The sequence below is a fragment of the Flavobacterium sp. ALJ2 genome (assembly GCF_015594725.1).
Classification (GTDB): domain Bacteria; phylum Bacteroidota; class Bacteroidia; order Flavobacteriales; family Flavobacteriaceae; genus Flavobacterium.
In genome coordinates, this window is sequence record NZ_JADNRC010000017.1 from 12,371 (window position 1) to 39,368 (window position 26,998).

A 26,998-nucleotide genomic window follows, 5' to 3' on the forward strand; every position below is an offset into this window, starting at 1 on the left:
GAATTTGTTAGGTTTATTATTATGTTACGTTTAAAGAGAGGTTATTACGGTTTATTTCAACGTTGCAATCAGCTTTTCTACCTGCTTTTTCTGTTCAGCGTATTTTTGTTGAAGCTCAGATCCTTCGCCCATTCTGTCGTAATATTCCAAGCCTTTGTTGGCGAAGAACTTTTTGTGAAAGTTGGATATTTCGGGAAGATTCGGAAATAAAACATTAAAGTTCATTTCGTAATAAGCCTGCCATTCTCGTTCGTTTTTGTCTAAAATATATGGTTTTATGGTCTTTTGGTTGACATGAACCATCTCATGAGCAATAAGAATAAGCATTAATTCTAGCGGAAATTCGAAAGTGTTTTCTGGAATCCTGATGATTTGAGGTTTTCCAAAATCACCTTCGGTAGTCATTAGGATAAAACTAGGCTCGGCTTTTTCTCTAAATTCAAATCCTTTAAGATTGGAATTCTTGAGGTTGTACTTTTTTAAAAGCCAATAAATCGCATTGATAATTTGTCCATTTTTATGGAAAGTATCAATTTTTAGTTTTATTTCTTCAAGAGTCATAGTCATAAAGTAAAAATAAGGAAAAAATGTTTTTTAATCCTTTTCGATAGTTCAAAAACTTTAACAAATAGTGAATTGTGCATAGAAGTCCAATTAAGATTTATAGACCTTAAAAGCTACTAAACCTCTAATCTAGCCCCGATAGAAGTGAAAATCCTTTTGTGCTGGGGTTTAGTACAAAAGATCGAAGCGGATAGCGGGACTTTTGGTCTTGAAAATTTTTAAAAGTGCTACTCTTGAATAATTGGCTGATAATCATCTAGATTTATTTTGCTAGTACAAATAAATGTGTTAATTTTGCAAACCTTTTGGTAGAGAAGAGTTTCCATTAGGTATCAACTATTTATGTAAAACAACTTCTGTTTTTTCTATCGCTTTAAGAAACTCGAGAGAAACAGAATACAAATTTTTATCAGCATGTCTGAACAATTAAAATCACAAGAAGAGTTTTTAGCAAATTTCAACTGGCATAACTTCGAAGAAGGTATCGATGCAGTAGATAAAAAAAACTTACAGGAATTCGAAGACTTAGTATCAAAAACTTTCATCGCTACAGATCAAGAAGAAGTAGTAGAAGGTGAAGTTGTTAGAATTACAGATAGAGACGTTATCGTTGATATCAACGCAAAATCGGAAGGTGTTATTTCTTTAAACGAATTCCGTTACAACCCAAACTTAAAAGTAGGTGATAAAGTAGAAGTATTAATCGACATCCGTGAGGACAAAACAGGTCAATTAGTATTATCTCACAGAAAAGCACGTACTATCAAATCATGGGATAGAGTTATTGCTGCAAACGAAACAGGAGAAATCGTTAATGGTTTTGTAAAATGCAGAACTAAAGGTGGTATGATCGTTGACGTTTTCGGAATTGAAGCATTCTTACCAGGATCTCAAATTGACGTTAAGCCAATTAGAGATTACGATGTATATGTAAACAAAATGATGGAATTCAAAGTGGTAAAAATTAACCACGAATTCAAAAACGTTGTTGTATCTCATAAAGCGCTTATCGAAGCTGATATCGAAGTACAGAAAAAAGAAATCATCGGTCAATTACAAAAAGGACAAGTATTAGAAGGTGTTGTTAAAAACATTACTTCTTATGGTGTCTTTATTGACTTAGGTGGTGTTGATGGATTAATTCACATTACTGACCTTTCTTGGAGTAGAATCAACCACCCAAGTGAAGTTCTTGAATTAGACCAAAAATTAAACGTTGTAATCCTTGATTTCGATGATGAGAAAACAAGAATTCAATTAGGATTGAAACAATTAAACGCTCACCCATGGGATGCTTTAGATGCTAATTTAACTATTGGAGATAAAGTAAAAGGTAAAGTAGTTGTAATCGCTGATTACGGTGCATTTATCGAAGTTGCTGAAGGTGTTGAAGGTTTAATCCACGTTTCTGAAATGTCATGGTCAACTCATTTACGTTCTGCTCAAGATTTCGTAAAAGTTGGAGATGTTGTTGAGGCTGTTATCTTAACTTTAGATAGAGATGACCGTAAAATGTCATTAGGTATCAAACAATTGACTCAAGATCCATGGACTGACATTACTTCTAAATACCCAGTAGGTTCTAAACATACAGGTATCGTTAGAAACTTTACAAACTTTGGTATTTTCGTAGAATTAGAAGAAGGAATTGATGGATTAATCTACATCTCTGACTTATCTTGGACTAAGAAAATCAAACACCCATCTGAATTTGTAAATGTTGGTGAGAAACTTGATGTAGTAGTATTAGAATTAGATGTTGAAGGACGTAAATTATCTTTAGGTCACAAACAAACTACTGCTAATCCTTGGGATCAATACGAAGATTCTTTCGCTGTAGGAACTATCCACAATGGTGAAATTTCTGAAATCGTTGACAAAGGAGCTACTGTAGAATTCGGTGATGATATCGTTGCTTTCATTCCTACACGTCACCTTGAAAAAGAAGACGGAAAGAAATTGAAAAAAGGAGAATCTGCTGATTTCAAAGTAATCGAATTTAACAAAGAATTCAAAAGAGTTGTTGCGTCTCACACTGCTATCTTCCGTGAAGAAGAAGAGAAAAATGTGAAAACAGCTACTGAAAATGCTTCATCTAACTCATCTACAAATGCATCAGCTGCAACTTTAGGAGATAGTAATGATGTATTAGCTGCATTGAAAGCTAAAATGGAAAAAACTGAGAAAAAATAATTCTTAAGTTTATCTAAATATAGAAAGTCCCACAGCAATGTGGGACTTTTTTTTATGCTTTATATTTTTGTTTTTGTCTGTTTTATGTTTTTCAGTTCAAGTTTACCGAAGAATCATCACAATATGTTTTCCATAAAATGTATTCGGTTGTAGAATTGCTCGCAGAACCGCTTCTTTAGTTAAGGGAATAAAATTGGATGTGTTGACTTTATAGCTTAATAGTTTTTTACTCAAACAGAGACTTTGAGTCTTTGTATCTCAGTATCTTTATCTAGAAGCCAATAATTTTGATTCTTCAGGCGTAAAATCATTTACAATTGTATAAGTTTCAATTTTAGCAATTGTCATTTCGTCCAGAATATCAATTAAATTTTTATAATTTGATTTTATAATTATAATCAGGCCAATTTTCGGCTTTCCAAGTGCTGTTGAATATTCCATAATGGTTTTATTTCTATTAAAAAGCTCTTGACAAATTCCGTATTTTCCATAATTTAATTCTTTTAATCGCGTTATCGGAGTAAAATAAAGTCCCACATTGCTGTGAGACTTTATTTTATTAAGATGCTTTTTTCTACAGGTAAAGATTAAAAGAATTAATATTTTTTAATCGGTTTAATCCGTGTACTTTTTTGCAACCTCTATCTTATAAAATCGTTTAACCTAAAGTAAATTCACCGTTAAAGTAATATTCGTTTTCAGCAACTTAGATATCGGGCAAATTTCTTTGGCTTTCAAAGCTATTTTAGAAAACTCTTCTTCGGTGATGTTTGGAACTTTTCCTTTTAAATCCAAATTAATCTGAGTTATCGTGCCGTCTTCAAACGTAACTGTGGCCTCTGTGTGTAAATCTTCTGGAGTGTATCCAGCTTCTGATAGTAAGAAGCTTAGCTGCATCGTAAAACAGCCAGAATGAGCTGCTGCGATCAGTTCTTCAGGATTGGTGCCTACACCATTTTCAAAACGTGTCTTGAATGATAGTTGCGCATTATCTAGTGTGGTACTCTGAGTACTAATAGTTCCTTTTCCTTCCATTCCGGTACCTTTCCAGTTGGCATGTGCTTTTCTAGTAAATTTCATCTTTTAAAATTTTAATGGGTTTAATAATAATTGTAACAACTAAATTAATGGGTTTTTATATATTATTCTGAATTTCAAATAATTGTATTCTCAAATATAATCAAATTTTGCGGAAGCATTAAATGTTAATTTTACTTTTATGTAAACAAAAAGAGTGATAAAATTAATTATCACTCTTTTTATTTCGTTGTATTGGGGAGTACAACTGTACGCTTTACCTATTTAACAATCATTTTTTTTACAATTCCTTCAGAGGTTTTTACAAAATAAATCCCTGTTTCAAGTTGAGATGTATTGATGGTTTGTGCATTTTTGGTAGTTAAAACATTTTTGCCATTAATATCAAATACCTGAACATCGGCAGTTCTGTTAAAATACACAATTCCTTTTTGGGACGGATTTGGAAATAATGCAAAAGTAGGAGTGTTGTCTGAAACAAAATCAGGGGTAGATAAACTTTTAGCATCAACTTCAAAGATGGTAATTGTACCGCTAATTTCATTGGCAACAAGAATATAGCCTTTTCCTGTAGGGCTATTTTCGGGAGCAATATAGGTGATGCCTTCAGGTCCGTGATCTCCTGCGTATGCCGATGTGCTACGGCTATTTTTATAATCTACAAATTTTACATTATTTGGATCAGTAACATTATAAGCCATAACGCCACCAACACGTTCTAATGATATGAAAGCAAAAGTTTCACTTCCGATTTTTGCAGTTGTTATACCTTCTGGTTCTGGACCTTTGGCACGGCTTCTAGTTTTTGCAGTATTGCTTTCGTGATCAGCATTAAAAAGTAATGGTAAATTTGCTGCAGTATACATTTCGAAGTCGTCTCCGCTATCAAAAACGATTTGTTTGGTAGTTGCATTAAAAATAGAAAAAGATCGTGCTCCAAGGCAATTAATCTCTTCAAAATCGGCATCACCATCTAAATTTCCATTTAGATTTGTTGTTCTAAAACGTCCCAAATTATAAGTTTGTTTTAAAACGGCTGCATTAGGAAAAATTGTTGCGTCAAGATTGGTTGCGCCTACAGTTGTTCTTTCTACAAAACCAGTATATTCTTTTTCGTCACCTTCGTTTGCGGTAACCAAGTAGGTATTTCCTCCAATAGTATAATTCGCAACGCCATCAGGAAGATAAAAAGCTTTCATAGGCCAATTGGCAATTAATACTTCGCCGTTATTATCGGATACATCAAATCCGTTTCCAGGAATGCTGATATCTTTTGTTCCCAATGCCCAAATAGTAGTTATGGTATTATTGGTTAAATCAATCTCTGCAATAGCATTATTTTCTTGTAAAGTCACCCATGCCTTTTTAGAGTCTGAATTTATAGTAACATATTCTGGTTCTAAATCCTGAGATAATGTACTGGTTAGTTTTAGTTTTCGAACTCCAGACGCGATTAAAGCTGCTTCCTGAGCATTATAAGCTGTAAATAGTAATGTGGTAACATTCGACTGATTTAAAGCTGTAATTCCACCAGAAATATCAATTATACTTACTGAACCTTCAGGATCAATAGTGTAATCAAGATTCGGTTGTCCTTCATTAGCAGTCATAACCTTTTTTTCATCTGGCGAAAATGTAATCATATCAGGTAAAGCACCTACGGTTACTTGTTTTTGAAATACACCGTCGGTATCAAAAAACACTACAGAACCATTAAGCGCCTCATTTGTATTTGGAGAAGCAACAGCTACGATTCCGTTTTTTACAGCAACACTTGTTACGCCACCATATACATTCATATCTATAGATTTTATTACTTTAGGAGCTGTAGGGTCACTAAAGTTTATTACGTCCAGAAATCCTGCAACGGCACTTGTGGTGAACAAGCGTTGAGAATCTTTATCATAAACAACAATCTCGCACGTACTAGTATTGCTTCCGGATGGATCAAAACTACCGATGTAATTTAGCTCTATTTCTTTATTAGGAACAGGAGCTAAACGATCATTGTCTTTAATATAAATTGTTGCTGTTGGAGTTCCTGTAATCGTAAAACCAACCGGATTCTCTAAACTCAGTACAAAATATTCAGCTTGTTGTTCTTCCAGATTATCATCGATAATAGGAATTGTTATAGTTTGCGTTAAAGCACTTGAATTGGTGAAATGCAAGGTTTGTGTGCTTAAAGTAAAATCATTTGCATCAGCGGTGCTAAAAGGCGTCCCTTTTACAACTAAATCTACAGAACCTGTTATTGGACTTCCTATGTTTATTACAAAATTTAAGTTACCTGCATTTTCATTTACAGTAACAAAGTTTGATGCAAATGAAACGGTTGGACTAGCTGTTGTAAATGTTGATGATTGTATTGTAGTAATTGCATTGTTACTTAAATCTTCGATAGTATTTGGTAATAATGCCAGATAATAGGTTTGATTATTTACTAATGCTTGTGATGGCACAACTGTAATAACCTTATCATTTATTGTCGCGTTAAAAGGGACTAAAGTACCAGTTGCATTATTTAAACGTAATTCTAATAAAGCAGCTACATTAGTGTTGTTTATACTATTATCATTGATTAAACGGATACTTTCGTTTAAAGTAATAGTAGGGTTTACGACTGTACTAATAGCTGTACTTGCATTTGCAGGCAAAATAGTAGCAACGGGAGCGTTTGCATCACCACCACCATTAGGAGTTCCTTCGGTTGTAAAATTATCAAATCGATTGTTTCCTCCAGTTCCACCAGAACCTTGAACAAATTCAACCTTTAATTTAAAATTCGGATTATTGTTTGCACCTGTAATTGCTGTAAAATCTAAAGTTGCTAAACCCGGATCTCCATTATTTGGAGTAACGGGAATAAACGAGGTATATGTATTTCCGTCAAGAGTATAAAACCAATTTTGAGTTCCAGCTCCTTGTGCAGAACGACGTGTAGCAAATTTCACGATTATATCTTTATAGCCAGTGGTTGGTAACGCAAATAGAAGCGCACCACCTATAGGATTGCTAAAGCGCAAGTGAGTGCCCGAAGCTTCATTATTGCGAGAGTTTAGATTTAAAAGGTCAAAATTTTGTCCAGTTCCGCCATTAAATTCTATAAAACTAGTTCCACCTGCAATGGCTGTTATAGTAGTTCCAGAAATTAGAGCAACATTTGGAGTTGTCATAGTTGCTACAGATGCAGGATTATTAAAAGACCAGTAATTAATTAATGTTTGACTCCAAGAGTAAGAAGAGGTTAGGAGTAAGAAAAAGTAAAGTAACCTTTTTGTGTAAAGTTTTTTCATAGTTTGTAGATTAGAAATAGACTACAAACATCACTTAAAACTGTTATAATATGATTAATATAAAAACAAGGAATGATTAAATCATAGCTTCAAACGTTTGCTAAAGGTTATTATTTTATATTGTTATTCAGGTAATTATAAACGGATTAAATAAAAAAATGGTTTGAAAGTTTTACACTTTCAAACCATTTAATATGCTATAAAGGAAAATATTAGAGTGCTGTTACAATAGCAACAAAATCATCTGCTTTTAATGCAGCTCCACCAATAAGACCACCATCTACATCTGGTTTAGAGAAAATTTCTTTTGCATTTTCTGGTTTTACACTTCCTCCGTATAAAATAGAAACTTCTTCTGCAATTTCTTTTCCAAAAGCCTTACGAACAGTTTCTCTAATAAATTCATGCATTTCTTGTGCTTGTTCTGGCGAAGCAGTTTCTCCTGTTCCGATAGCCCAAACAGGCTCGTAAGCAAGGATAACATTAGCCCAAGATTCTTTCTCTATTTGGAATAAACCATCTGTTAATTGATTTTCAACAACATTAAAATGATTTCCTGTTTGACGATCTTTTAATTCTTCTCCAAAACAGAAAATAACTGTTAGTTCGTGTTTTAATGAAGCATCAACTTTATTTGCAATAAGTGCATCAGTTTCTTTAAAAATAGCTCTACGTTCAGAGTGTCCAAGAATTACATAGTTTACACCAACGCTTTTTAGCATATCTGCAGAAACTTCACCTGTAAAGGCTCCACTTTCTGCTTGGTGTACATTTTGCGCAGCAACTTCAATAGTTGTAAACTCTAAATGTGCAACTGCAGATGCTAAGTTTACAAAAGTAGGTGCAACAATTACTTGAGCTTCACTTACAGTTGGTAATTTAGCAATTAACTCGTTTAATAAATCTTCAGTTTGTTCTGCGTTTTTATGCATTTTCCAGTTTCCTGCAACAATTTTTTTTCTCATCTTGGTTTGTTTTATTTTTTTTTGAAATTTTGTATTATTATTTTAAGCTTTGTAAAGTTTGATTGATTTTATCAAAATCCTTTTCGATTGCACGATATAAAACAATTTTACCTTTTTTATCCACAATAATGTATCTAGGAATCCAATCTAAATCTATTGCTTTTCCAAAAACACCTTTCATGCCATCAATCATCATAAAATGATCCCCTTTTATTTCGTGTTTTTCAATTCCAGCTTTCCATTTATCTGCAGTTTTATCTGCTGAAAGGAATAAGTAAGCTACATCAGGATTATTAGCCTGTAATTCTTTTACTTTTGGCATTGCTTTTATACAATCGCCACACCATGAAGCCCAAACTTCTATTACTAAAGTTTTTCCTTTGTATTTTTTTAATATGTCTTTGAAAGCAACTTGACTATCATCTGTCGATAATAATTTTTCTGATAGCGCTTCTTTAGAAAAATCAGTTTTTTGTGCATTTGTACAAGAAAACGTAGCAAAAGCAATAAGCAATAGAACTATTTGTTTCATAGATGTTTATTTTTACCAAAGTTAAACAAACAAATCGAAACAGAAATAGAGATTAACAAAATTTGAAGACGTCTTTATTTTGTCACTAATTGAGAAGTTTTTGGTTACAAAAAGCAAAATGAAATCGTAATAGTTGAGTGCTAAAACCAATTTCTTGAATAAAACAAAAAAATATGAAGTAAAATAAACCTAAAAAGAGGGGGTTATTTGAGTTTTTAATTGTGTCATAAAAGAAAAAAAACGTCAGGTTTGTATTTAAAAAAGGGGGAATAAATTTAGCGGTGAGTATTTGTTAAAATAGGTGTTTATCTTTAGTATAATTGATTTATTAGGAGTCTATAAATTTCCATAAACTATAATATAATCAGCATATTTTAATTTGTCATTAAACCATTGTATTACTTCTTGTAAAAATGAGTTGAGATTTGGATCGTCGGTCTTTGTTTGACTAATTTTCTCTACGATCTTTATGCAAGTTTTATTATCAAAATAATTATGCCCACAAGTATCAAAACTTTCTTCTATAGTTTTATTCCAAGGATTTTGTAATGGAAAAACTGATTTGAAGTTTTCTATAATAGTATCAAAGTCCGCTGTTGGGATAAAAACATCATTTCTTTTAACTGCTTTATAGTTTTCTCCATTTTTATTTTCTGGCCATAAAATAAAACCAATTTCATTTTTTGGATTTTTATTTTTTAGGGTAGTAATAATAAGTTGTCTTGAGTTGATTTTATCAATAGTTTTAGCTTTATCGTAGTTACAAAAAATATAGGTTTCTCTTACTAGTTCTTCTTTGTACTCTGTTATTTTACTAATTTCCTTTACGCTGTTATTGTAAAATTCTTTCTCACAAGCAAGAATATTATTGTCATGCTTTCTTAAAAGTTCAATAGCAATGTTTAAAGGAATAGAGATTTTATTTCTTAATATTTTTATCTTTTCTAAGTCCATATTATTTTTAATAAAACTACCAAACATAAATAAAAAAACGTCAATAAGCCTTAATTTAGACTTATTGACGCAATTGTATTTTTTGAAATTTGTGTCTTTTATAGTTTCAGATCTTTAATATCGTTGTAATGTACTTTTTGAATAACAGTTCCTTCATTTAAAATAACAATACTAGGATTTGCTCTTTCGATTGTTTTAAGAGTTATTGCATCGCAAAAGTAAAAATCAACATTTAGTTTGTATTGTTTTTTTGCAGCGGCAATTTCATCTTGTCCTGAAGCAGTCATAGCAATTACTTTGTATCCTTTTGCTTTTGCTTCTTCATTTAATTTTTCTAATTTTTCCATTCCAGATGGATCAGAAAGAGTTAAATCATAAGTAACAAAAATCATAAGTTTTGGTTCCTTTAGGAATTGGTCTTTATGGTCTTCACCGTCTTTTTCCATAGTAAAATCATGAATAGGAGGTACGTAACCTTCAGTAATTACTTTGTCTTTTCGGTCAACAAAAGTTGCTCCTTCTGGGATAGCCATTAAATCTTTCTCAGTATATTCTTTGTTTACACCATTTACATTGTAAATAAAAATCATTTCAACTACAGATTGTGGTGCTCCCTCTGGAATTTCCATTCCTTTCTCAATGTTTGAACCTATTTTATAAGGACGGAAATCTTTTATTGGTAAATGATTCAAGACCCAAACTCCCATAAATACACACAAAATGATACTTACATAAGTAATAACATTTTGAATGCTGTTGCTAAATAAAGGTTTAATCAATTCTTTATTAATGAATAAGATCAATATGAAAAATAGTAAAACTATATCTTTTGAGAATGATTGCCAAGGTGTTAAATGCAAAGCATCACCAAAACATCCACAATCTTTTACTACATCAAAGTATGCAGAATAAAAAGTAAGGAAAGTAAAAAGTATAATTAGGATCAATAAGCTCCAAATTGTAATTTTAGATTTGTAACCAATAAGCAACATTACACCTAAAACTATTTCCAGAATTACTAAAAATAAGGCCAAACCTAGTGCTAATGGTTCTAAAAAAGGAATATTGAAGACAGGTTCGCTAAAATATTCGGCTAATTTATATGAGAATCCAACAGGGTCATTAAGTTTTATTAATCCAGAGATAATGAATAATACTCCAACAAATAATCTTGAAAATTGTGTAATTATATTTTTCATGTTACGTTTTATGTTTAATTTTTTTTAAAATTTAGAAAACAGAAATTATTTTTTTATTTCCAAAGGGTTTAATATCAGTGCAAAAATAGCGTAGTTAATCATGTCCTGATAATTAGCATCGATACCTTCAGAGACTAAAGTTTTCCCTTTATTATCTTCGATTTGTTTAACACGAAGTAATTTTTGAAGTATGATATCCGTTAAAGAACTTACGCGCATATCACGCCAAGCTTCTCCATAATCATGATTTTTGGCAAGCATTAATTCTTTGGTAAGTTTTACTTTAGCATCGTACAATTCAGTTGCTTTTTCTACGTCTAAATCTGGCTGATCAACAACTCCTAGTTCTAATTGAATTAATGCCATTACTGAATAATTGATGATTCCTATAAATTCTCCTTTTTCATCTTCATCAACTTTTCGAACATCATTTTCCTGTAAACTTCTAATTCGTTGCGCTTTTATAAAAATCTGGTCAGTTAATGAAGGTAATCTTAATATGCGCCACGCACTACCATAGTCTTTCATTTTATTGATAAAAAGCGAACGACAAATCGCAATTACATTATCATATTCTTGAGAAGTATTCTTCATTATTGATGTATATTTGTCTAAATTTTTTCAAAAATAAGGATAAATTTTTGAAAGAGTTTAAAGTTTCAGGTTTAAAGTGCTAAGTTGTTGAAATAGTTAATCTTGATTCTTACCCCCAAACTTTAAATCTGAAATGAAAGAAAATGTTAAATAAAATATAAAATGACAATTAACTGCAAAGGGCAACTTATTGATTTGTCAGTTCCTAAGGTGATGGGAATTTTAAATGTAACGCCAAATTCTTTTTTTGATGGTGGGAAATACGATAGCAACGAAGCTATAATAACTCAGGTAGAAAAAATGCTTGCTGATGGAGCAACGTTTATAGATCTTGGAGCCTATTCGAGTAAACCAAGCGCCGAATTTGTTTCTGAAGAAGAGGAATTAAGCCGAATTGTTCCGGTTGTAAAGTTGATTTTACAACTTTTCCCCGATGCATTACTTTCTATAGATACTTTTAGAAGTAAAGTTGCGCAAGCTTGTATCGAAAATGGAGCAGCAATTATCAATGATATTTCGGGTGGTAACCTAGACGATAAAATGTTTGATGTTATAGCCAAATATAATGTTCCGTATATCTTGATGCATATGCGAGGTACGCCACAAACTATGCAAAACCTAACTGATTACGATGATATTGTAAAAGAGATGCTTTTTTATTTTTCAGAAAAAGTAGCACAAGCCCGAAATTTAGGGATAAATGATATTATACTAGATCCTGGTTTTGGTTTTTCTAAAACGCTTGATCAAAATTACGAAGTTTTACAAAAAATGGAATTGTTTAATTTATTAGAATTACCAGTTTTGGCAGGATTTTCGAGAAAATCAATGATCTACAAATATTTAAATACAAACCAGCAAGAAGCGTTGAACGGAACAACAGTTTTGAATACGATTTCCTTAACAAAAGGAGCAAAAATTCTACGTGTTCATGATGTAAAAGAAGCAATGGAATGTGTTACTTTGTTTGGTAAGATTAATTTTTGTGAAGCTAAGACACTTTAAGGGAACAAAATATATGACATCTTAAAATTATACTCTATTGTTAAATTATGAAAGTTAAAAACACACACTACTTGGTATGTATCATATGTTTTTTAGTAAATTTAAGTTTTGCACAAAGTCCACCATTACCCCCAACACCTAAAAAAGAAAAAAAATCGGACAAGATATATGGAGATTCTTCTACAAATGATAGCAAGAAAGGAAAAACTAAAAGTAAAGCCAAAGAAAATGAAATTTTAGAAGTTCATCAAGATACTTATGATGAAGTAAAAAAAACGCTTATTCCAGAATTCATTATACCCATTGATGAATCAACAAATGTAAATTCTATTTATTATTTTAAAAATGTTGAAAAAATGTTGTTTAAATTAGACACTCTTGTGTCAGCTGAACAGATAATAAGTTTAACAAAATATAAAATACATTCAAATAAAATAAACCCAACTTATTTAGATAGTTTAGCCAATAAAGCCTACAAACTGAATGAGGAAAAAAAATATGATGAAGCAATCACTGTAATTAAAGAAATTCTTAATCAAAGCCCTAATAATATAAGTGGTCACAAAGAAATTGCTTATGCTTATAAGCATCTTGGGAACGATAATTTGTCGAATCTTCATTTTTTAATGATGGTTAAAATTATAAATTCAGTATTTAAATATGGAGACGGAAGTCGCGATAAACCATATATTTTGAATAATTTTTATGAAGGATTATCTATTTATGAAGCAAAATTTGGTTGCTTCCCGAAAAAAGTTAGGTTGATTCTCACGTCAGAAAAAAAACTTTTAGGGGGATACGATTGTTTTCATATAATGCGCTTTTCAAATTTGACACACTGGTTGCCATTATTAAAAAAAGACGATTATAAAATTGAAGAATAATATTATATACAAAATGATAAATATGAAATATTTAAGTTTAATTTTAGTTTTTCTTCTTCTTTCTTGTGGAAATAAAGAAGATGTTTTATTGCCAAAAGCAAATGTATCAGTTGTAAAAGTTGTAAAAGATCATTCTCCCATTTATATCTTTTTTAGAACAAAAGGAAAAGATACTTTGGCAGAAGTAAATCGAAAAAATAGTATTATTTCGACTAATTGGCTTTTTAATATAGATAAGCGTTTGCCTTTAAAATTAGTGATTCCTGAGGTAATGAAACTTCAAGAAAAAAAGCGTGCAGATTCAGCTCATAAAAATGAAGAAGCTCAAAATTACTATACCTACGCTGATACAATAGGTAAGAATATGGCTTTTTTACCTTTTACAGATGTATATTATAAAATAGGCGAAGCAAGTAAGAATATAAGTCAATTGTATTTTAAGAAAAATGGAATGATACAATATAAAGGAAAAAAAACTTATGATTTTCCTAAGGAAAATTTAATGCCTTTTTTGGATAGTTTGATCATAAATCCAAAAGCACAAATTACATTTTCGTATGATAAAAACATGACTTATGAAGAGTATGTTAGATGCAAAATACTTATTAATAAGTTAGACATTAAGCAGCCATGGTTAGTGTTTATAAATTATAATGAAGACATTATTTATTAGTGTTGAATTGTGTTAATGATTTGATTATCATTTAATAGTACTTGTTACTGGTGATGGTATGGCTCATTTCTTAAAATTGTAAAACCACGATACAATTGTTCAATAAAGAACAAACGGACCATTTGATGGGAAAAGGTCATTAATGAAAGTGAAATTTTCCCTTGTGCTTTGCTGTAAACAGTATCTGAGAATCCATAAGGTCCACCGATTACAAATACCAGAGTTTTAATACCAGAGTTCATTTTTTTCTGTAGTTCTTCGGAAAAGCCTACGCTTGAGAAGTTTTTACCATTCTCATCCAAAAGGATTAATTGATCGGTTGGTGCTAATTTTGCCAAAATCAATTCGCCTTCTTTTTCTTTTTGTTGGCTCTCCGATAAGTTTTTTACGTTTTTGATATCTGGAATAATTTCCAAATCAAATTTGATATAAAAAGACAAGCGCTTGTTATAATCGTCAATCAAAGTTTGAAGCGATTTATTGTCGGTTTTACCAATGGCAATAAGTTTGATATTCATTTTTAGGAATTATATTTTGTTTTCAAAAATAGTTTCAAAATGTTCTACAACTGGAAAGGGTTCGTAATAATGATGCAATAGTTTCTTCCATTCGAGGTATGCTGCTGATTCTCGAAAACCAATTGTATGATCTTCGAGATTGCGCCATTCAACCAATAGAAGATACTTATTGGCTTGTTCCATGCATTTTTTTAGACTGTGACCTAAATAACCTTCAATAGAACTAATGTACTGACTTGCCTTAGCAAAATCATTCTCAAAATTATTTTCCTGGCCTTTTTTTACAAATAAAATTGCAACTTCCTGAATCATATTTATTTCTCTGAAAATTTGGCTTCAAAAGTTTTAAATCTTGCATCAAGGTCTTTTATCAATTGTTTTTTAACGGCATTATCCTGAATGAAACTATAAGTGATACTGTTGTAAACGTATTGTTTAATAGTTGCATAAGAAACATCTTGATATCTGCTAGCTAATAAAACGTATTGCTCCGTCATATTTGTTCTTAAAATTCCTGCATCATCAGTACTAATAACTATTGGTACATTAAATTCTTTGTATAATGTAAAAGGATGGCGTGCATTCTTAACTTTCAAAATAAACTCATTACTTACTAAGTTAATCTCAATCGGAATGTTATTCTTTGCCATATAGCGCAATAAGTCATATGAGTTTTCTTCGTAAGCGATATCTACACCATGACCAATTCTGTTAGCTCCAGCAATATGTATAGCCGAAGAAATATGCCATGTTAATTCTTCAGGTTGAACCAATCCTAATGTAAGTTCACCTGCGTGAAGTGTGTATTTTACATCTGGAAAACGAGAATGGCAGTATTTAAACATTACCATGTGCAACCAATAATCTTTCATAGAAGTTTCACCGTGTTCTGGAGAAACGATATTTACACCTGCTACAAGTTTGCTTTTATCAGCAGAGATAAAGGCAATTGTAAGATTCTTAAATAAATCTACAGGATCCATAAAACGCAACACAAAGTTTTGGTAACGCATGGTGAAGTTTGCATCGTCTATTTTAAGGTCTTTGTGTAATTTGGCTATGAAATTAGTGTTGAAATCCTCTGCGTATTTAATAGCATTTTTATCTTGTAATGATTTATAAAGAGCATCTAGAGATTTGAAAACTGCTTTTTCGTCTTTTTGAGCTGCAGCTTGTCTTAGTTTAGCATTAAAATCGGCTAAATCATCCACATTCATATCACATGGGATTGTGTTTAGCTGTGTTTCGATGTAGCTTACATTTTCTTTAATAGCTCTATTTTTAAGTTCTAATAAACCTTCAGCAAAATGCCCGTCGATAGTTGGAGAAAATTTTTCGAAAGAGTCAAAAAACAAATCATCCGAAGGAACAGAAATTCCATTATAGTCTTTAACAGACCAAGTTTGCATGATTTGTTGTTTGTAGTAATCTAGTTTTCCTTTGTTTTTAAGTGAGGAAAAAGTTTCCCAATTTCCATTAGCAGGTTTTATTTTTAAAACTTGCATTGTTTCAATATTTAAATAAAAATCTTCTGCAATAGCTCTTTCCAATAAAGGCTCGGCATATATAGAACCCGAAAAATGATGATGCAAATCGCCACCTTTTGGCATTTGAGAAAAGAAAGCAGTTAGGGCCGCTTCGTTATTTCTAATTTTATCTAAATAAGTTGCTGTTGATTGTGAAAAGCAGATTTGTGCTATAAGAAAACTGAAAATTGTAATTATCCTCGTCATATACTAAGTTTAAATTACATGCAAATATAATTGATTAAGAGGACATTTGAAAATTAAGATGAAAATTGGTTTGTAAATCATTATTTTAATTAACCTAATTCCATCATAATATTATAAAAAAAAACACACTCTTGTACGCCTTTACAGAACCTTTGCTTCTTATATTTAGGAACTTCGACTCCTCTTAGTTTGACAACATTGTAATAAAACTAATTGAGTAAATACTCTATATTTAAGTGGTTTTGTTTAGAGGGTAAACTCATCTAAAAAAAATAGAACGCGGATGACAAAGATTCGCCTTTGGCGAAAACGCGGATAAAACGGATTTTTTTCTCATTGCTATTTTAAAAAATCAGTTTTTATCTGCGTCTTTACGAAGTAAATCTGCGTCATCCGCGTTCCTTGATTATGCGCAATTGAAACTCAGCATTGCACTTCGGTTCTGCTTAGTCTAAATAAGACCTCAACATCTTTGCAGCTCAAAACCTTTGTCCCTTTGCACCTCAGAACCTTAGCGCCTTAAAAAATTAATGAAACAATACATTCTTTATATCGTCTGTTTTATCAAAAACGCTTTTTGCAAATGGACAAAGTGGAATGATTTTTAGATTATTTTCGCGTGCATATGTTACTGCTGCCATTACAAGCTTTTTCCCAACACCTTTACCATTAAAATCAGGACTTACTTCAGTGTGGTCAATTATAAACTTAGTATCTCCAGCCCAAGTATAGGTCATTCTTCCAGCTTCTTTTCCGTCTTCTACTGCTTTATAATATCCTTTTCTGTCTTCGTTTATTTGTTCTATTTCCATGCGGTTTAGTCTAAAGTTGTTTGTATTTGTATCGTGTTTGTTAGTGTTTTGTGTATCGGACAGCTATTAGCAATTTTTAAAAGCCTTTCTTTTTGAGCTTCATCTATGTTTCCTTTTATTTCTATCTTGCGACTTAATATGGAAATAGTTTTTTCTGCATTTTTTTCAAAATCTACTGAGATATTGATGTTTGTAACATCCCATTCTTTACGGTCGATATACATACGTAATGTAATTAATGTACAAGATGCTAATGCAGATGCCAATAACTCGGAAGGGGAGAAGCCTAAATTTTTCCCTCCTACTTCTTGTGGTTCATCTGCAATAAGGATATTATCGCTTGCTGATTTTATTTCCGTTCGATATTTTCTTGTGTCAATACTTGCTGTTATCGTATCCATAATTTTATCGCATTTGTGGTTGTGGTAAAGGAACAAATTCTGTTTCGCCAGGAACTTTTGGGAAAGTTTGTGCTGTCCAGTCTTGTTTTGCTTTTTCTATTAATTCTTTGTCAGATGAAACAAAATTCCAGAAAATGAAATGTTCTTCAGGAAATGGCGTTCCTCCAAATATATAAACGGTAGTATTGGCAGCGATTTCAAATTCGCATAATGTACTGTCGTTCGCAATCAGAATTTGTTTTGGCTCATAAGTATGTTCACCGCTTTTTATGCTTCCTTCTAAAATATATAAACCGCTTTCGCCAAATAAATCTTTCCCAATGCTTATTGTTTGCACCGTTGTACTTTTGATTTCAATAAAATATAACGGACTATATACTGGAACTGGTGATTGTTTTCCAAAAGCTTTTCCTGCAATTAGCTTATAAGTAACTCCATCTTTTTCCCAACTTGGAATGTCATTGGCTTCTACATGTACAAAGTTAGGATCCATTTGCTCCAATTCTTTAGGTAATGCTACCCAAATTTGTAAACCATGAAGCATCTTGTCTGTTTTGCGTAAGTATTCTGGTGTTCTTTCAGAATGTACAATTCCTTTTCCTGCTGTCATCCAGTTTACAGCACCGGGTTTAATCTCCATTTCGGTTCCCAAACTGTCTTTGTGCATGATGCTTCCTTCAAACAAAAAGGTTAGCGTCGATAATCCTATGTGTGGATGTGGCGGAACGTCCATGTTTTCATGATCGCTTAAATGTGCAGGTCCCATATGGTCGATAAATACAAATGGTCCAACGGCTCTTTTTTCCCGAAAGGGCAATAATCTACCTACCATAAAATTACCAATATTGGCAGCGCGTTCTTCAATAATTAGATTTACGTTTGACATGTTATATTTTTAAAATTAATCTTCCAGAGTTCCAAATTTACCATTATTGTAATCATTTACAGCCTGAATTAATTCTTCTTGCGTGTTCATTACAAATGGTCCGTGAGTAGCAATTGGTTCGTTAATTGGTTCACCACTTAAAATCAATACTATACTGTTTTCTTGTGCTTCGATATGAAAATCTTCGCCTTCATTTTTAAATAAAACCAAATGATTTGTCGGAACGTTTGTACTATCATTTACGGTAATGCTTCCTTCTATAACCAATAAAGTAGTATTATAAGTTGCAGGGAAATTAAAAGTTGCTTTTCCGCCTTTAAGTACTCTTGCATTAAGTAAATGCAAAGGGGTAAAGGTCGATGCTGTTCCTTTTATATCTTGATATTGTCCTGCGATAACCTCGATATGACCACCATTTTCAGGAAGTTCATATTTACTAATTTCATCATTGGTGATCCCTTGGTATTTTGGTTTCGACATTTTATCTTTTGCAGGTAAGTTTACCCAAAGTTGTACCATTTGGAAATCGCCTCCAGTTTTACTAAAGTTTTCTTCATGGTATTCTTTGTGTAAAACTCCTGAAGCTGCTGTCATCCATTGTACATCGCCTTCACCAATTACTCCACCACCTCCGCTACTGTCATGATGCGCTACTTTGCCTTTGTAAGCAATGGTTACCGTTTCGAAACCACGATGCGGATGCACCCCAACACCTTTTGGAGTGTTTGTAGGAGGAAAATAAAATTTTGAGTTATAATCGAGCATGATAAATGGGCTCATGCGTTTCATGCTTAATTGTGGTACACTTGGGATAAAATTATGTACTCTAAATCCATCACCAACAAAATGTGGTTGTCTTGGAGCGACTACTATTTCAATATTTTTAGTTTTCATAATGCTTTTGTTTAATTGTTATACAAAGTTACTCTCATTATGAAAAATGCAACTTAATGTAGATTAAGAACTGAGTTACCATAAAAGTAAGGATTTTTTTAAAATAGTATAAAAACACCTTTAAATTAACTTTGATAGATTTGAGTTGATATTATAATCGAAAAAATAAAATATGTATAAATCAAAAATGGAATATGTATTTTGATGTTTTTTTCTTTATTTTAAAGGATTAAAAGAGGTAGATTATTTTACAGTTCAACCATAATTTTATTCCTTGATTTAGATTTTTTAATATCACATTTGAAAAGATAATATAAAAAAGCCTTCTCAAATTATTGAGAAGGCTATGATGAATTTTACGATAATAAGTTCCTGCTAGTTGACATGAGTAATCAATTGTTTCCATTTAAACCTACAAATACATTAGATTCACCCAAACCCACATAATGTGAGTCTATTTCTGATCGGATGATGAAATAAATTAATGCGGTCGAATTGGGATTCATCATAATCCATACGATGTCAGTAGACTCTGATAACATCTGTAAACATGCACTATTGCAAATTAGCTGTGTAATTAGCGTATTTTTAAATTTTAATCATTTTTAATAAACCAAATGAAGTGTTGATGTCTTGAGTATCACTTACTTCATTCCAATTCGTAGTTGTTTTTATTCTAAATGAAACTAACATTTCTGCTTTTTTAGGGTGTGGATGTGACGTATTTAGGTTTTTTGTTTTTGCTTTAAAGTAGCTCTCAGATGTAGATTTAGATGCTCTTCCGGTAATAAAAACATACTTTGTACTTATTACTTGAACCAATAGCTCTGCTGATAAAGTGATTTGTTGCGGTAAAGTTGCTGCTATAATATTTTCTCTGGTGTCTTCATATGTTGAAAGTGTGTACCATGTAGTTGGCGTGTTACTGTTACTAATTAACATTTGAAGTTCAAATTTAACATCAGTTACGCTTTTGTTCATTCGGGTCATTACACCACTCATATATATTGAATATCTACCAGCTTGATCAGAAATATAATCATTAAATACTTTTAAATTTGTAAGTAATGGATGTATATCCTCACGAACTCCCACAGTACCATTTCCCCATAGATATACATGTGCATTCTGGATCTCTGTAGTCTCAACAATAGATTCGGTCACTAAATTTTTACGGACACCATTAATTGTGTAATAAATACCCTTTCGATCAGTTTCAATTGCACCGTTTACAGGTATAGTTAGTAAGACTCCTTCTGGAATATGCATTGGATATCTAGTGTATGAGCTATTAGTGAGAGTTATTTGATCTTTAAAAGTCCATAATCCTGTGATTGATTGTGATTGAGTTTTTATGAAAGTCCACCAATTAAAAAGCTTTAATCGACTTACTACTTTTCGATCTTCTGCTACTCCTGCAGTAATTTGTGTTTCGGAATCAGAAGCAAGAGGTACACTTATATTATCGACTAAATCTTTTAACACTTTACCTTGTCTGGCATCTAGAACTTTACCCTCAGCAGTGTAATTTAGTGCATTGTAACTATCTACTTGAATAGTATTGATATCAGTGAATTCTAATTCTCCAGCGCTATTTGTAGTTAAAATTTTGTTTTGCTGATTTGTTTCTAAATCGGCTACTTTTATTCTATTGTGATTAGTGCTCATTTTGTATGTGTTTTGAAGTTTTATTTTGAAAGATAGGCTCTCTATATCATTTACTTCTCTTTCTTAATATCAATTTCTAAGTTTGTTGATTTATTATAATTGTATTGGTGAAAGTATTAATTTTGTTTGAGCGTTTTTTATTCTGGACTTGTCAAATAATTGTGAAAATAATATTTTAATTCTTTTCATTTCATAGAAACTTGACTATATGAAATCTGATAATATAAATTGAAATCTGAAGCATCTGAATTCAAAAATAAGCTTACGATATTGATAATTCTTTTTGATGTGTTTAAATATTTTGCTGTTTGAGGTTTTTTGTAATACTAGATTCATTTTTTTTATATTATTGGATTTTTAAAAATAGTGTTGACATGTTATAAAAACTTGGTCTACCGCTTGCGTTAATTCCCAAAGCATTTGTTGAGTCTTCATATAAAACAGTCACTCGGTATTGTACCGAAATATTGGCATTTGAAAAATAAATACCACTCCCGTCAAGGGCACTTAAGTTATATTGTCGATAACCTTCGGATGTCACATTTCCTAAATTATCGTATGCTTTTTCTGAAAATTTAAGGATTGAATAATATTGACCAGAGCCTTGACCACGGTGGCATACCAATGGGAGCTCATAATTTCTAAAGCTAGTCCATGATTCAATATCAGTTCTTAAAGCTGAATAAAGTCGGATAGCAGGATTCCCAGAAAATGTACAGTTATTTCCTTTTAAAAAGACTTCATAGAGTATCCCTTTTGGTGGAGTTTTACCAGTCTCATAACTCCCGTTTTTGGGGGTATATTCATCCGTCGTTTTAAAAAGGTATACTCCTTTATTTCCACCATTTCCTAGTGTTGTAGCTGGAATGGATACTTCTGCTATTTTCGTAAAATCAACATAATTATAGCTTGGAAAGCTTGCTCCAAAGCTAGTATTAGATTGCCATGTAGCTATTAATACGTTTGAAAAATCTCTATCATCTAGTAATCTGTATCTTGATGAAGATACTACATGGTGTAAGTTGCCTGCTGAGTCTCTTTCTATTGCTCCCTTTTGAGGTGCAGTTGTTAGTGTTCCGTTTGGAATGATCAAGGCTGGAGTTGTAGTGTTTCCAGATGTAAGGGTCAATTTATTACTTAATGTTAAGGGTTGTTTTTTAATCCAATCCCACCAATTAAAAAGCTTTAATCGACTTACTACTTTTCGATCTTCTGCTACTCCTGCAGTAATTTGTGTTTCGGAATCAGAAGCAAGAGGTACACTTATATTATCGACTAAGTCTTTTAACACTTTACCTTGTCTGGCATCTAGAACTTTACCCTCAGCAGTGTAATCTAGTGCATTGTAACTATCTACTTGAATAGTATTGATATCAGTGAATTCTAATTCTCCAGCGCTATTTGTAGTTAAAATTTTGTTTTGCTGATTTGTTTCTAAATCGGCTACTTTTATTCTGTTGTAATTTGTATTCATTTTATATGTGTTTTAGTATAGTCTGTCTATATCATTTACTTTACTATTGAATTTTCTCTTTCAATAGCAAGAGCCTATTTAAATTTTAAACAGGTTAATCAAGGGCATTATTACTATCTGCTTGGATATTATTTATATCACTGAATTAGAATTCTCCAGTGCTATTTGTAGTTAAGATTTTGTTTGGTATCTTTTTTTCTAAATCGGCTACTTTTATTCTATTGTGATTTGTACTCATTTTATGGTTTTTAGAAACCAAATTCTGCTTCAGATTAAATCTAATAGGAAACTTAAATTAATGGCTTTTGTACCTTTTGTTTTTTTGAAAATCGGCGATGCAGAATTAGGGTTTAATTGCTTTGATGAACTGTTACGAGCTTAGAATTTACATTCTAAAATTATTGTTCCAGTTGTTTTAGATATTGATAGTACTGGTCTGTTATTTGTTCCAGGGGGATTATTCTCTTTATCACCATTAGATATAATGAAAAAATTATAGGACTGTTCTTTATATAATAAATCTATTTGATTTTGAGTTAACGATATTTCATTATATGCAGTTGAATTAGCAGGAACTATTACACTATTGATAAAAGAAGAAGTATCCCAATCATTCCAGTCAGAAAGTTGGAATGCTTGATTTATTGGAATTTTAGTATTTGATGCAAATAAATTAATAGTTAATGCTGAACCGATAGTATTAGTGGTAAATTTGAATTTTATCTTAGCAGATATGGGTTTTGTTGTTATCATTGAAGTATCAATAATTCCCCTATATCTGTTAAGATAATAATTAGAACTACTTTTGGCAGCTCCTAAAAAATTATTAGTTTCAGAATAAGAATCAGCCAAATTAGCGGATTTACAATTTGTCCATATTGAAGCCTGTTTTGTAAAAATTACTGATTTTGTCACTTGTATATTTAAGGGAGATTTGATTCGCTCACATGTTCCTGCTGAGTTTGCGTATATCTGCACATTTGCTGCTAACCATGCTTCAGCTTGAGTATTTGCATCTGCTTCATCAATAGTAGAGATAAATTGATTTGGAAAAGCAGTAAGTGTTACATAATTTCCGCTATAACCAGCCGAACAATTATTTTTTATTGCACTCCGTTTCCTTTCTGAATTATAAAATCTTATACTAGGTGCACAAGTTTCGGTATCTAGAATCGGCGCAATGTAGTCAGGATCAGTAACTATATTTGGTTTTTTTACTCCTGCGTAACTACCGTCATCTGTAAAGTATAATTCTAGTTTCTCAAAAGATTTATATCCTGTATTTCCCATACTTTAATTTTTTAATATTGTATTATAATTTTTCCTGTAGAGGAATCTTTTGTATATGTTATGTATCCTATGTTAGTAACAGATTCGATGTTTTTACTCAGGTTTCGGCCTTGTTTACTTACTTTTTTAGAGAATATTTTTTGATCTACCTGAGTTCCTCCGACGTTTATAATGTCATATCCTGATTTAACCATTTTCCCATCCTTATAGGTTGTTATCTCAATATCTATATTTCCTGTACCCAAAGATGTATACCACGAGCCTGCCATTCTTACTTGTATTGTATTTAAAGTAGGAAAGTCGTTGGTTATTTTACTAAAGTTTACCATACAGCTTTCTATACCATTTGCATTTTGATTATCTCCTGCCCACATGATATAGGAGTTTTCTGCTGAGGAATTTTGGGGAATCTCATTGTTATACCCATGGCCCCATCCCATCCATTTATTATCCAAAGAAGTTCCCGTATTTACAATTCCCGTATAGGTATCAAAATCCTGCCCGGCTCCTAATGCCCATTTATACCGAACTACCATATAATTAAATGCTGATAGAGTTGTTGTAGGTTCAACGACACAAGATGGATTTGCTCCTCTCCAAGCTGTAACTCTACATGTTCCAGAATTATTTGCATGTGCTTGAACATTTGTAGACAACCATGCCTCGGCTTTTGCATTTGCATCTTCAACACTTACTGTCGACACAAATTGATTTACAGTTGCAGTAAGCGTGACGGAAGTGCCAATAACTCCAGCAGCGCAGTCATTTTTTGCTACAGTCAATGATTTTTCTATGTTATAATATTCCATGCGTTATTTAATAAGTGATTATGATTTGTCCCAATCTAATTTGAATGATTTAGAATCAATGGTCGCAATAATACGTATTGATTACTCTTCTTGTTTTACAATTTCTCCAGTTTCGATATTCACACGAATTTCTCCGTATTCTTCTTTAATTGCTTTTTCTAGTTCGTTAAAGTTTTGTTGTTGAACCGCAATCTGGCTCAAAATATCAGCTTTTTTAAATTCGTATTGAACAGATAGCTCTCCTAATGATAATTTTGCTTTATCCATAAAGACATTAAAGTCTTGTAACTTCTTTAATTGTTCTGTACTAATTGTTTTAACTTCTTTTTTATTAATTGTTACGTTTTCCATTTTTTATGTATTTTAAATGATGTTTACTATTTTTTGAAGGATATTATTTGACTTTGTTAACTAGAATTTCAACTGATATTCTATTTATTAACGTTGTTTATTGTAGTGAGTTTTATATATACGTAAAAGTTGTTCGGCAGTGATGTGGTTCCAGTTAAATTTAAAATATTTAACACAGTAGATAACTCATGATTAAAACATCTCAAAATAACAGGCTTCATTTGCACCTAATTTTAGTATTCCAATTGAGAAAAAGTTAGTTTTTTCAATCTATCACTAGTTTTGGTAAATTCCCAACAATTATACAGGATTGACAATTATAGGTTTGAAATCTTTAAATAATCTGTAGTACCTATACTGGAAATCGTTGCGGTACTCCCAACTGTTCCGTTTAATATTGCTGTTCTATTAGTTATTACTAGAGTTCTACCTACTCCTTGTACAAAAGTTATTGTACCAATTCCATGTTTTAAATAGGAAGCATAAAAATCAGTTCCACCATTTACTATAACGTTTATTGTACTTGTTCCATTATCAATGATTACGTTTTTACCAATCTGTTTTTTACCATTTGTATTAAGTGTATCGGTTGTGATGTTTACAGCTGTAGTAATAGTAATTTGTGAAGGTTCATTAGTATTAATACTTCTGCCACTATTATTTGGATTAGAAATCAAACTTTTATACCAATAGTCTATTTCAATATTTCTATCTGTTACTTTATCAGAAAATTTAATTATTCCATTGTTATAATTTACAGTATAATCTTGTCCTTCATGCAATAGTTGTCCATTTTTGTATACCTTAACACTATATTCGATTGGTAATTTTTTTAGAGATAATGTATCACCAGTAAATGAACTTTCAAAATTCTCCTTGTGAGGCAAATAACTATTGCCTGTAATATCGGTTGTACCACCAATTTTCTTTTCAATTCCATCACTTCCCATTACATACAAATCGGTTGTATCGTCTGTTTTGGCATACAATTTTGCCTGACCAGGTATTGCTTTTGGAGGTTCGCTACCTATTAAGGTTAATAGTCCATCAGAAAGAATAGCTTTTGAATTTTGTGTAGTAAAAGAATTGGCTGTTACATCACCTTCGTGGGTGATAAATGCATTTTCTTGTTCTTGTTTCTGAATACTAATTGCTTTTCTGTTAGCATTTGGAGTACTTGTATCCCAAGTAGCGGTTGTTGCATTAGAATTAGAGGTTTGTACTAGTTTTAAACAATTGGCACTATTATTTTTAGTAATAGTTAAAACATCTTGTGGAGATTCCCTATGAGTTAAGAGTAAAGCTCCATCTTTTGTTTCATTTCCTGTAGTATGAATTACAGTTGAATTTATAGCGTACTCTGTAGAATCAAGTGCACCATCTCCTTTAACAAATTGTGTACTTGCACCTCCTGTAGTAACATACTTAGGCGCGGTTACAATACCTTCAGAATCAATTTTTGTTTTGACTATATTACTCTTTGCAATTTGTAAAATATCACCTGTTGCTCCGGCACTCGAATTTAAGTATGTTCCGACTCCAGTGCCAGTATTTGATACTTTAACTCCAGTACCAGTTGAAGAATTTTGCAAAGAAATTCCTTTTCCTGTACCACTAACAGAAATATCGAGAGCTGTTGCTGTAGAGCCTACTCCGCTATTTGTTAATATGATACCGCTGGTTGAAGTAGGGGTAGTGTTATTAAAAGTTAAGATGCCTTTTTTAGTTTCATTTCCAGTAGTGTGCAAAAAACTAGTAAAATCCATGACTTCACCACCATTACCAGGATTTGAACTGAAATTTTTATACCAATAATCTATTTCAATATTTCTATTTGTTATTTCATCAGAAAATGTGATTATTGCAGTATTGTAATTTACGGTGTAATCAGGTCCTTCTTGCAATAGTTGCCCATTTTTGAAGACTTTAACACTATATTGGATAGGTTTTTTTTTCAGAGGTAATGTAGTACCGCTAAATGTACTTTCAAAAGTTTCTTTATGAGGCATATAACAATTGCCTGTAATGATACCAATATTTTTTAAACCAGCATTTAAAAGTGCAGGTGTTACGTAACGTTCGTTATCGATTCCAGCTTCGACCATTTGAAAATCAGCCTTGTCTTCATCTTTATGAACGAAACTATTGAAAATTTCTACGAAGTCGCTCTGTGATGGGATGTCACCATTTTCAAATTTGGTGCTAATATTAAATCTGTTTGTTACCATGTTGTTTTAATTTTATTTAGTGCTATAAGTGTTTTAT

Annotated in this window: 26 protein-coding genes; 4 read left to right on the forward strand and 22 right to left on the reverse strand. The window is 31.8% G+C overall.

Going from position 1 to position 26,998, the window contains the following annotated elements:
- Window positions 1-51: 51 nt before the first annotated feature.
- Window positions 52-561 carry a hypothetical protein gene (locus IUY40_RS16780; RefSeq protein ID WP_195738017.1) on the reverse strand — a complete coding sequence of 170 codons (510 nt, stop codon included), beginning with the start codon at window positions 559-561 and terminating at the stop codon, window positions 52-54.
- A 417-nt stretch (window positions 562-978) separates the two neighbouring features.
- Here IUY40_RS16780 and rpsA point away from each other — a divergent pair, with 417 nt between their 5' ends.
- Window positions 979-2,757, forward strand: a complete 1,779-nt coding sequence (gene rpsA, locus IUY40_RS16785; RefSeq protein WP_195738018.1) for a 30S ribosomal protein S1 — start codon at window positions 979-981, stop codon at window positions 2,755-2,757.
- Between the two features lie 267 nt (window positions 2,758-3,024).
- Here the strand turns inward: rpsA and IUY40_RS16790 are convergent, their stop codons facing one another.
- The 8 genes from IUY40_RS16790 to IUY40_RS16825 all read right to left on the reverse strand — a co-directional run bounded on the left by IUY40_RS16790 (window position 3,025) and on the right by IUY40_RS16825 (window position 11,335).
- Window positions 3,025-3,198: a hypothetical protein gene (locus tag IUY40_RS16790; RefSeq protein ID WP_195738019.1), complete on the reverse strand. Its 174-nt coding sequence runs from the start codon at window positions 3,196-3,198 to the stop codon at window positions 3,025-3,027.
- A 222-nt stretch (window positions 3,199-3,420) separates the two neighbouring features.
- The gene (locus IUY40_RS16795) at window positions 3,421-3,837 is read right to left on the reverse strand and encodes an OsmC family protein (protein WP_195738020.1); all 417 of its coding nucleotides are present in this window, start codon (window positions 3,835-3,837) and stop codon (window positions 3,421-3,423) included.
- Window positions 3,838-4,055: 218 nt separating this feature from the next.
- Window positions 4,056-7,091 carry a choice-of-anchor I family protein gene (locus IUY40_RS16800; protein ID WP_195738021.1) on the reverse strand — a complete coding sequence of 1,012 codons (3,036 nt, stop codon included), beginning with the start codon at window positions 7,089-7,091 and terminating at the stop codon, window positions 4,056-4,058.
- A gap of 212 nt (window positions 7,092-7,303) precedes the next feature.
- Window positions 7,304-8,056 (reverse strand): triose-phosphate isomerase, encoded by a 753-nt coding sequence (gene tpiA / locus IUY40_RS16805; protein ID WP_195738022.1) that lies wholly within the window; start codon window positions 8,054-8,056, stop codon window positions 7,304-7,306.
- Window positions 8,057-8,093: 37 nt separating this feature from the next.
- Window positions 8,094-8,588, reverse strand: coding sequence for a TlpA disulfide reductase family protein (locus IUY40_RS16810; protein WP_195738023.1), 495 nt, complete (start codon window positions 8,586-8,588; stop codon window positions 8,094-8,096).
- A gap of 336 nt (window positions 8,589-8,924) precedes the next feature.
- Complete coding sequence (locus tag IUY40_RS16815) at window positions 8,925-9,542, reverse strand: hypothetical protein (protein ID WP_195738024.1); 618 nt, start codon at window positions 9,540-9,542, stop codon at window positions 8,925-8,927.
- A 98-nt stretch (window positions 9,543-9,640) separates the two neighbouring features.
- A complete protein-coding gene (locus IUY40_RS16820) occupies window positions 9,641-10,741 on the reverse strand; it encodes a BT_3928 family protein (protein WP_195738025.1) in 1,101 nt (366 codons plus the stop codon).
- Window positions 10,742-10,786: 45 nt separating this feature from the next.
- Window positions 10,787-11,335: a DUF1599 domain-containing protein gene (locus IUY40_RS16825; protein WP_195738026.1), complete on the reverse strand. Its 549-nt coding sequence runs from the start codon at window positions 11,333-11,335 to the stop codon at window positions 10,787-10,789.
- 162 nt (window positions 11,336-11,497) lie between these two features.
- Here IUY40_RS16825 and folP point away from each other — a divergent pair, with 162 nt between their 5' ends.
- Genes folP through IUY40_RS16840 form a run of 3 tightly spaced genes read left to right on the forward strand, consistent with a single transcriptional unit; the run spans window position 11,498 to window position 13,897 of the window.
- Window positions 11,498-12,340 (forward strand): dihydropteroate synthase, encoded by an 843-nt coding sequence (folP, locus tag IUY40_RS16830; RefSeq protein WP_195738027.1) that lies wholly within the window; start codon window positions 11,498-11,500, stop codon window positions 12,338-12,340.
- Between the two features lie 47 nt (window positions 12,341-12,387).
- Entirely contained in the window at window positions 12,388-13,224 is an 837-nt protein-coding gene (locus IUY40_RS16835) for a DUF4919 domain-containing protein (RefSeq protein ID WP_195738028.1), read from the forward strand.
- 22 nt (window positions 13,225-13,246) lie between these two features.
- Complete coding sequence (locus IUY40_RS16840; protein WP_195738029.1) at window positions 13,247-13,897, forward strand: hypothetical protein; 651 nt, start codon at window positions 13,247-13,249, stop codon at window positions 13,895-13,897.
- A 44-nt stretch (window positions 13,898-13,941) separates the two neighbouring features.
- Here the strand turns inward: IUY40_RS16840 and rlmH are convergent, their stop codons facing one another.
- From rlmH to IUY40_RS16905, 13 genes are all read right to left on the reverse strand, one after another.
- On the reverse strand, window positions 13,942-14,415 hold the full coding sequence (gene rlmH / locus IUY40_RS16845; RefSeq protein ID WP_195738030.1) for a 23S rRNA (pseudouridine(1915)-N(3))-methyltransferase RlmH: 474 nt from the start codon (window positions 14,413-14,415) through the stop codon (window positions 13,942-13,944).
- 9 nt (window positions 14,416-14,424) lie between these two features.
- Window positions 14,425-14,727 carry an antibiotic biosynthesis monooxygenase gene (locus IUY40_RS16850; protein ID WP_195738031.1) on the reverse strand — a complete coding sequence of 101 codons (303 nt, stop codon included), beginning with the start codon at window positions 14,725-14,727 and terminating at the stop codon, window positions 14,425-14,427.
- Between the two features lie 2 nt (window positions 14,728-14,729).
- Window positions 14,730-16,148, reverse strand: a complete 1,419-nt coding sequence (locus tag IUY40_RS16855; protein ID WP_195738032.1) for an adenosine deaminase — start codon at window positions 16,146-16,148, stop codon at window positions 14,730-14,732.
- 527 nt (window positions 16,149-16,675) lie between these two features.
- Window positions 16,676-16,960 carry a GNAT family N-acetyltransferase gene (locus IUY40_RS16860; RefSeq protein ID WP_195738033.1) on the reverse strand — a complete coding sequence of 95 codons (285 nt, stop codon included), beginning with the start codon at window positions 16,958-16,960 and terminating at the stop codon, window positions 16,676-16,678.
- Between the two features lie 5 nt (window positions 16,961-16,965).
- Window positions 16,966-17,361: an OsmC family protein gene (locus tag IUY40_RS16865; protein ID WP_195738034.1), complete on the reverse strand. Its 396-nt coding sequence runs from the start codon at window positions 17,359-17,361 to the stop codon at window positions 16,966-16,968.
- A 4-nt stretch (window positions 17,362-17,365) separates the two neighbouring features.
- Window positions 17,366-18,247, reverse strand: coding sequence for a pirin family protein (locus IUY40_RS16870; RefSeq protein ID WP_195738035.1), 882 nt, complete (start codon window positions 18,245-18,247; stop codon window positions 17,366-17,368).
- Window positions 18,248-18,262: 15 nt separating this feature from the next.
- Entirely contained in the window at window positions 18,263-19,141 is an 879-nt protein-coding gene (locus tag IUY40_RS16875; RefSeq protein WP_195738036.1) for a pirin family protein, read from the reverse strand.
- A gap of 588 nt (window positions 19,142-19,729) precedes the next feature.
- Window positions 19,730-20,809: a hypothetical protein gene (locus IUY40_RS16880; RefSeq protein ID WP_195738037.1), complete on the reverse strand. Its 1,080-nt coding sequence runs from the start codon at window positions 20,807-20,809 to the stop codon at window positions 19,730-19,732.
- A gap of 346 nt (window positions 20,810-21,155) precedes the next feature.
- Window positions 21,156-22,283, reverse strand: a complete 1,128-nt coding sequence (locus IUY40_RS16885) for a hypothetical protein (RefSeq protein WP_195738038.1) — start codon at window positions 22,281-22,283, stop codon at window positions 21,156-21,158.
- A 378-nt stretch (window positions 22,284-22,661) separates the two neighbouring features.
- Window positions 22,662-23,573, reverse strand: a complete 912-nt coding sequence (locus tag IUY40_RS16890; protein ID WP_195738039.1) for a DUF5977 domain-containing protein — start codon at window positions 23,571-23,573, stop codon at window positions 22,662-22,664.
- A gap of 11 nt (window positions 23,574-23,584) precedes the next feature.
- The gene (locus IUY40_RS16895; RefSeq protein ID WP_195738040.1) at window positions 23,585-24,382 is read right to left on the reverse strand and encodes a DUF5977 domain-containing protein; all 798 of its coding nucleotides are present in this window, start codon (window positions 24,380-24,382) and stop codon (window positions 23,585-23,587) included.
- A gap of 81 nt (window positions 24,383-24,463) precedes the next feature.
- Complete coding sequence (locus IUY40_RS16900; RefSeq protein ID WP_195738041.1) at window positions 24,464-24,733, reverse strand: hypothetical protein; 270 nt, start codon at window positions 24,731-24,733, stop codon at window positions 24,464-24,466.
- Window positions 24,734-25,050: 317 nt separating this feature from the next.
- Window positions 25,051-26,961, reverse strand: coding sequence for a hypothetical protein (locus tag IUY40_RS16905; protein WP_195738042.1), 1,911 nt, complete (start codon window positions 26,959-26,961; stop codon window positions 25,051-25,053).
- Between the last annotated feature and the right edge of the window lie 37 nt (window positions 26,962-26,998).

Excerpts from the sequence above, each read along its gene's own strand:
- IUY40_RS16780 (WP_195738017.1), bottom strand. The coding sequence starts at position 561 with ATGACTCTTGAAGAAATAAAACTAAAAATTGATACTTTCCATAAAAAT.
- rpsA (WP_195738018.1), top strand. The coding sequence starts at position 979 with ATGTCTGAACAATTAAAATCACAAGAAGAGTTTTTAGCAAATTTCAAC.
- IUY40_RS16790 (WP_195738019.1), bottom strand. The coding sequence starts at position 3,198 with ATGGAATATTCAACAGCACTTGGAAAGCCGAAAATTGGCCTGATTATA.
- IUY40_RS16795 (WP_195738020.1), bottom strand. The coding sequence starts at position 3,837 with ATGAAATTTACTAGAAAAGCACATGCCAACTGGAAAGGTACCGGAATG.
- IUY40_RS16800 (WP_195738021.1), bottom strand. The coding sequence starts at position 7,091 with ATGAAAAAACTTTACACAAAAAGGTTACTTTACTTTTTCTTACTCCTA.
- tpiA (WP_195738022.1), bottom strand. The coding sequence starts at position 8,056 with ATGAGAAAAAAAATTGTTGCAGGAAACTGGAAAATGCATAAAAACGCA.
- IUY40_RS16810 (WP_195738023.1), bottom strand. The coding sequence starts at position 8,588 with ATGAAACAAATAGTTCTATTGCTTATTGCTTTTGCTACGTTTTCTTGT.
- IUY40_RS16815 (WP_195738024.1), bottom strand. The coding sequence starts at position 9,542 with ATGGACTTAGAAAAGATAAAAATATTAAGAAATAAAATCTCTATTCCT.
- IUY40_RS16820 (WP_195738025.1), bottom strand. The coding sequence starts at position 10,741 with ATGAAAAATATAATTACACAATTTTCAAGATTATTTGTTGGAGTATTA.
- IUY40_RS16825 (WP_195738026.1), bottom strand. The coding sequence starts at position 11,335 with ATGAAGAATACTTCTCAAGAATATGATAATGTAATTGCGATTTGTCGT.
- folP (WP_195738027.1), top strand. The coding sequence starts at position 11,498 with ATGACAATTAACTGCAAAGGGCAACTTATTGATTTGTCAGTTCCTAAG.
- IUY40_RS16835 (WP_195738028.1), top strand. The coding sequence starts at position 12,388 with ATGAAAGTTAAAAACACACACTACTTGGTATGTATCATATGTTTTTTA.
- IUY40_RS16840 (WP_195738029.1), top strand. The coding sequence starts at position 13,247 with ATGAAATATTTAAGTTTAATTTTAGTTTTTCTTCTTCTTTCTTGTGGA.
- rlmH (WP_195738030.1), bottom strand. The coding sequence starts at position 14,415 with ATGAATATCAAACTTATTGCCATTGGTAAAACCGACAATAAATCGCTT.
- IUY40_RS16850 (WP_195738031.1), bottom strand. The coding sequence starts at position 14,727 with ATGATTCAGGAAGTTGCAATTTTATTTGTAAAAAAAGGCCAGGAAAAT.
- IUY40_RS16855 (WP_195738032.1), bottom strand. The coding sequence starts at position 16,148 with ATGACGAGGATAATTACAATTTTCAGTTTTCTTATAGCACAAATCTGC.
- IUY40_RS16860 (WP_195738033.1), bottom strand. The coding sequence starts at position 16,960 with ATGGAAATAGAACAAATAAACGAAGACAGAAAAGGATATTATAAAGCA.
- IUY40_RS16865 (WP_195738034.1), bottom strand. The coding sequence starts at position 17,361 with ATGGATACGATAACAGCAAGTATTGACACAAGAAAATATCGAACGGAA.
- IUY40_RS16870 (WP_195738035.1), bottom strand. The coding sequence starts at position 18,247 with ATGTCAAACGTAAATCTAATTATTGAAGAACGCGCTGCCAATATTGGT.
- IUY40_RS16875 (WP_195738036.1), bottom strand. The coding sequence starts at position 19,141 with ATGAAAACTAAAAATATTGAAATAGTAGTCGCTCCAAGACAACCACAT.
- IUY40_RS16880 (WP_195738037.1), bottom strand. The coding sequence starts at position 20,809 with ATGAGCACTAATCACAATAGAATAAAAGTAGCCGATTTAGAAACAAAT.
- IUY40_RS16885 (WP_195738038.1), bottom strand. The coding sequence starts at position 22,283 with ATGAATACAAATTACAACAGAATAAAAGTAGCCGATTTAGAAACAAAT.
- IUY40_RS16890 (WP_195738039.1), bottom strand. The coding sequence starts at position 23,573 with ATGGGAAATACAGGATATAAATCTTTTGAGAAACTAGAATTATACTTT.
- IUY40_RS16895 (WP_195738040.1), bottom strand. The coding sequence starts at position 24,382 with ATGGAATATTATAACATAGAAAAATCATTGACTGTAGCAAAAAATGAC.
- IUY40_RS16900 (WP_195738041.1), bottom strand. The coding sequence starts at position 24,733 with ATGGAAAACGTAACAATTAATAAAAAAGAAGTTAAAACAATTAGTACA.
- IUY40_RS16905 (WP_195738042.1), bottom strand. The coding sequence starts at position 26,961 with ATGGTAACAAACAGATTTAATATTAGCACCAAATTTGAAAATGGTGAC.